At 51.0% G+C, this 5,335-nt stretch carries 9 protein-coding genes; 7 read left to right on the top strand and 2 right to left on the bottom strand.

From position 1 onward, the window contains the following. The 6 genes from Q0526_RS16710 to Q0526_RS16685 form a co-directional block, all read left to right on the top strand. The coding region (locus tag Q0526_RS16710) for a hypothetical protein (protein WP_298736141.1) at positions 1–219 on the top strand (219 nt) is incomplete at its 5' end. Next, positions 185–1,066 (top strand): ParB/RepB/Spo0J family partition protein, encoded by an 882-nt coding sequence (locus Q0526_RS16705; protein ID WP_298736138.1) that lies wholly within the window; start codon positions 185–187, stop codon positions 1,064–1,066. The genes Q0526_RS16710 and Q0526_RS16705, both read left to right, overlap by 35 nt. 12 nt (positions 1,067–1,078) lie before the next feature. Continuing rightward, positions 1,079–1,441, top strand: coding sequence for a TnpV protein (locus Q0526_RS16700; protein WP_298736134.1), 363 nt, complete (start codon positions 1,079–1,081; stop codon positions 1,439–1,441). Between the two features lie 199 nt (positions 1,442–1,640). Next, positions 1,641–1,922: a toxin-antitoxin system protein gene (locus Q0526_RS16695; protein WP_298736131.1), complete on the top strand. Its 282-nt coding sequence runs from the start codon at positions 1,641–1,643 to the stop codon at positions 1,920–1,922. A gap of 6 nt (positions 1,923–1,928) precedes the next feature. Then, positions 1,929–3,314 carry a relaxase/mobilization nuclease domain-containing protein gene (locus tag Q0526_RS16690; RefSeq protein ID WP_298736129.1) on the top strand — a complete coding sequence of 462 codons (1,386 nt, stop codon included), beginning with the start codon at positions 1,929–1,931 and terminating at the stop codon, positions 3,312–3,314. A 28-nt stretch (positions 3,315–3,342) separates the two neighbouring features. Then, the gene (locus tag Q0526_RS16685) at positions 3,343–3,669 is read left to right on the top strand and encodes a hypothetical protein (RefSeq protein ID WP_298736127.1); all 327 of its coding nucleotides are present in this window, start codon (positions 3,343–3,345) and stop codon (positions 3,667–3,669) included. Positions 3,670–3,674: 5 nt separating this feature from the next. On the opposite strand, the gene Q0526_RS16680 is transcribed toward Q0526_RS16685, so the two are convergent. Beyond that, positions 3,675–4,037 carry a hypothetical protein gene (locus tag Q0526_RS16680; protein ID WP_298736124.1) on the bottom strand — a complete coding sequence of 121 codons (363 nt, stop codon included), beginning with the start codon at positions 4,035–4,037 and terminating at the stop codon, positions 3,675–3,677. 135 nt (positions 4,038–4,172) lie between these two features. Further along, entirely contained in the window at positions 4,173–4,412 is a 240-nt protein-coding gene (locus Q0526_RS16675) for a helix-turn-helix transcriptional regulator (RefSeq protein WP_298736121.1), read from the bottom strand. 125 nt (positions 4,413–4,537) lie between these two features. On the opposite strand from Q0526_RS16675, the gene Q0526_RS16670 reads away from it, so the two are divergent. Continuing rightward, a complete protein-coding gene (locus Q0526_RS16670) occupies positions 4,538–4,996 on the top strand; it encodes a hypothetical protein (protein WP_298736116.1) in 459 nt (152 codons plus the stop codon). The last annotated feature ends 339 nt before the right edge of the window (positions 4,997–5,335 follow it).

Raw genomic sequence — 5,335 nt, 5'->3', positions numbered from 1 at the left:
CCAATCCCCCTGCTACTGATTTCAGTTGCAGGGGGATTTTTTATGCCTACTTTTTGTTCAAAAGGCGATTTTGGGCCCGGAAAATCTGGATTTTCTGAAAATGTACCCGGTTTTTCGTATACATTTTTGGGCACAAAACGCCTCTTGCAAGCCTTATTTTTACCAAGAAAGGAAGCGTATTGTCATGGCAGAAAACCAAGTCCAAAACGCACCGGCTGAAAAAGTAATTACTCTTTCAGCCAGTCTGCTGGAACCCTTTCAGGAACACCCCTTCCGGGTGGCCAGCGGCGAGGAGATGGAACAACTGAAGGAAAGCATCCGGGAGTACGGTGTCCTCTCACCGCTGCTGGTCCGACCCCGTGGGGATGGCCGCTACGAGATTGTCAGCGGACACCGCCGCAAGGCCGCCTGCGAGGCTCTGGGCATCACCGAACTGCCGGTGCTAGTCCGGAATATGACTGACGATGAGGCGGTGATCCTGATGGTGGACAGCAACATCCAGCGGGAGCATATCCTGCCCAGCGAAAAGGCGTTTGCCTATAAGATGAAGATGGAAGCCATAAAACATCAGGGCAAAAGGCCCGAGCAGACTTCGGCCCAACTTGGGCCGAGGTTGAGCAGTGAAATAGTAGGACAAGCGGCTGGTGATAGCCGGAATCAAGTAAAGCGATATATCCGTTTGACCTACCTGATCCCTTCCATCCTCCAGATGGTGGACGACTACCAGATTGCCTTCAATCCGGCAGTAGAGATCTCCTACCTGACCGAGGAACACCAGCGTATGCTCAAAGAGGAGATGGACGCCTGTCAGGCCACACCGTCCCTCACCCAGTCCCGTACCCTCAAACAGATGAGCCAGGCGGGAACGCTGACCCGTGAATACCTGCATCATCTGCTCACCGAGGAGAAGCCCAACCAGCGGCAGAAATTCTTCCTCAATCAGGAGGACGTGCAGCGGTATTTCCCCAAACACTACACCCCGCAGCAGATGCAGCAGGTCATTCTCCATCTGCTCCACACCTGGCAGCACAAACGCGGCTACAACAAGGAAACTCAGGAACGCTGAAGGAGGCACACCATGAAACTGACTTACACCGAGATCAACGGCTATCTGATTCCCGATCTGATCCTTCCCGAAACCGACACCCGGCCCATCGGCAAATACGGCGAACTGCGGCGGCAGTTCCTGCAGGAGCACCGCCCCGACCTGTTTGACCTCATGCTTCTGGAAGGTACGCTGCACAGCCATCTGGCCGATGTGGACGCCGAAGTCCGGCAGATGGTGGAAGATACCATCGCCCGGATGGCCCGCCAGCAGGGCGTGGATGAAGCCCTCAAACGGGCCGATCCGCTGGCCTGGGCAGGGCGCATGAATGCAATCAAGAATGCAGCCGAGGAAGCGGTCCTGCCGGACCTTCTGTACGGGGACGCGCTGGAGTGATTCCTTTTCAGTCCGTACAAAAACACCTGTCCGCAGGGGTAACGAGCACTGGCTTTGTATAGCTTTTGCAAGCCATACGCCGCCCCAGCGCAGGACGCTGGCAAGGGGCGCAGCCCCTATGAACCCCGAAAATCCAACAACGCAACAATGCAAAGACCGAGCAGTAATGCCCGGTCTTTTGCTATATGGAGGTGAAATTATGTTGACTCGAAACGTGCAAATGAACATCCGGGTAACAGCGGAAGAAAAGAAGTTGTTTGAACTGGCGGCCGCCCGATGCGGGCTGACACTCTCCCAATACATCCGCATGCGGCTGCACAACCAGATGCCCCGTCAACTGCCCAACGCTGACTACCGGCAGGTGCTGGATGCTCTTACCGCCCTTTACCAAAAGGACAACACACCGGAGGTGCAGCGTGAGATTCTGGAAACGCTGCTGACCGTACAGCGAGCGGTTACAGTGCCGCAGAAGGAGGAGTGAGAAGAGATGGCTGTCACCAAGATCTGGCCCGTGAAAGGGCGTCTGGATGCGGTTATACGCTATGCCGGAAATGAGGGAAAGACCCGCCTGCCGGACCTGACCGGTCTGTCTGCGGGCAAGGACAACCTGAACGACGTGCTGCAATATGCCGCCAATGACGCCAAAACCACCCGGGAAAGCCAGCTGTTTGTCAGCGGTGTCAACTGTGTGCCGGAGATTGCCCGCCAGCAGATGGAGCTGACCAAACAGCAATTCGGCAAGGCCGGGGGTACGGTGGCCTTCCACGCCTACCAGAGTTTCCGCCCCGGCGAAGTCACGCCGGAGCAGTGTCACGCCATCGGGGTGGAACTGGCCAAACGGGTGTGGGGTGACCGCTTTCAGGTGCTGGTGGCCACCCACCTGAACACCGACTGCTGTCACAACCATTTCGTCATCAACTCGGTATCCTTCATGGACGGCAAGAGGTACAACGACTGCAAAAAGACCTACCGTGCCCTGCAGGACGCTTCGGATGAACTGTGCCGGGAGCAGGGGCTTTCGGTGGTAGACAAAAAGGATGCCCACCGGGTGCCCCGTAACCTCTACCTGGCCGAAAAAGCCGGAGAGCCTACTCGGTATAACGTCATGCGCCAGGATATTGATCTGGCTATCTTGCGCAGCGAGACACCCCGAGATCTGCCCCGCATCCTGCGAAAGATGGGCTATGAGGTGGACTTCAATCCCAACCACAAATACCCAACCATCAAACTGCCCCATGACCGCCGTGCCGTGCGCTTCAAGACGTTGGGAGAGGAGTACACCCCGCAGGCAATGACCCAGCGCATCCAGCAGAATCAAATGATGGGGATTTTCAAACGCATGGAGATCTACAACAAGCGTTACCCGCCGGTGCATCCCCATTACCAGAAGCTGCGTCAAGACTTCCGCAAGGCCATCATGGAGGCGTTCGGTATCTACCGCACCTACCTGTATTACTGCTACCTGCTGGGCAAGCTGCCTACCACAACACCCAACTACCGCCCGCCTCACCCGGCCATGCGGGAGGATTACCGCCGCTGGGCAGAAATTGAAAAGCAGCTGCATCTTCTGGAACTGCATTCCCTGAATACCGCAGAGGACGTAGCTGCTTTTACATCGGAGCAGGAGCAGAAACTGACCGATCTGGAGGCCCGGCGCACCAAGTGCCGCAACCGTCTGCGCCGCTGCCGCGACCCGACCGAGTGTGAGGCTCTCCACACGGAAAAGGATGAACTGACCAAACAGATCACTGAAACAAGAAAGGAGCTGAAAACTGCCCAGCAAATCCCTTCCCGTGTCAAACGTATGCGGGAGAACATCCAGCTGTTGAACGACCGGGAGCAGCAGCGTGCCGCCCACCGGAAAGAACGATAACCAACCAATCACAGAAAGGACAAAGACTATGAATCCCTACGGCATTTTGACCTCTTATGAAGAACGCATGAAAGCCAACCTGCAGCGGTACCAGCGCCCCGAGAAGGCGGGGACTTTCCGCTTGCGCCTTGATTACCGCACTTGGGGTAAGCACATGTGCCTGTTCTGCTACTTCACCAATCTGGACACCGGCGAGAAGATTCGCCTGGCCTGCTGGCGCGGTGCCGGGGAACGCTATGCGCCTCGCAAAAGCACCATTGACTTCGCCAAGGTCCGTGACCGTACCCTCTGGCACTGCACCCTGACCGCCAATGCATACGGCGACATCAACTGGACGGACGCGGAACCGCTGTAAAAAGATCAATGACTACCTTTTCGGGCTAAGATCGGTTTCAAAACCTTCCAAAAATCAGAAACATATTTTTGAACTTGCTTTACATCTGTGTGGATGCCATCTGGGGCTGTAAAGGTATGAAAGTAAAATGAATCTCTACACGCTGTTCGCAAAGTTACCTTTCCCGTGGAAAGATAATTATCTACGAGCTTTCTGGAGGAATCTAAAACAGCCCGGAACATTTCTTTTTCCAAATGGATATTTTCTTTCTTCAGCCAATCCGATAACTGTTCATAGACGAAATTGTTTTCTAAATGAACACTGTTGGTACCTTGATTAGATAAGTTGCTTTGACTGTTGCAATCAGTATTGGACAACAACTCTAACATACTAAATTCTCCTTTTTGAACCGATTGGACACTTGAAATGATTAATGACATCTAAATTATATCATGTGATTACAATGTTCATATAAACCACAGCCCCCACAGAACAAATAAGGCTGCCAGTTCACACTGGCAGCCTTACGGTTCAAGATTTTCTTCCTCAAACATGGAAGAATTAAAAAACTCACTGACGTTCAAATTCATGCCCTGACACAGTTCATGGATGATGCGCAGTTTTACGGAGTCGTACATACAGTTTACAACGTTGCCAATGGTAGACTTAGGAACGCCGCTTTTCATAGATAACTGATATTGGGTCATACCTCGCTCTTTCAGCAATTCCTGAAGTCGCTGGCTGACCGCTTCATTCAGTTTCATGTGACCACCGTCCCTTTTGCTGTACTACCACAATTATAGGAGTATGGAACGGCAAAATAGTCCCTGTAACTGTACTATTTCGAGCTATTATGATATGATGAAAACAGTACAGGGAGGTGGACTAGTTGAAAAGTTGTACGTTCTTTGGCCATCGGGATTGTCCAGAAAGCATCAAACCGAAAATTCACGCGGCGGTGGTGGATTTGATCGAAAATCACGGAGTAACCATGTTCTATGTTGGTAATCAGGGCAATTTTGACCGTATGGTGCGTTCTGTTCTGAAAGAAGTAACAACGGCGTATCCAGAGGTTGGATACGCCGTTGCGCTTGCTTATATGCCCTCTGGCAAGTCCCCAAATTTTCTAGAGGATTTTTCCGATACTATTTTGCCAGAAGGCATAGAAAAGGTCCCCAAACGTTTTGCTATTTTCTGGCGCAATATGTGGATGGTCAACCACACGGATTTTGTGGTACTTTATGTAACACGAGAGTACGGAGGGGCATTTCGCTTTTCGAGTATAGCTAAAAAGAAAGGGAAAACAACAATAACGCTAGAAACTAGTTCTGGTTCTATGAATAAGTAGTTTTATGGGATCATTTTGTCTACGTTAGTTTATAACATAAAGCAATTACGTTATAGCGAACAACCATAGAACTTATGTATATTTTATCCATTATGACAGAAAACTGGATTGTAAATTTGTGCTCAGTGCAATATAATAAACTTGGTATATTAAATTAATAATTGGACAACTAAACCCTTTTGCAAACAAGAATTTAAGAGAACCTAACATTTCTATCAGAAATACTTTTATCATGTAAACAGATGGTATGAATATACTAGAAGAATGAGCCTATGTATAAGCACTATTAGGGTTCACCTAAAATAGCCCCAAAGAGGCCAGAAGAAATAGCCAAATCTG

Source organism: uncultured Subdoligranulum sp. (assembly GCF_937890665.1).
This window is presented reverse-complemented; position numbering and strand designations above follow the sequence as displayed.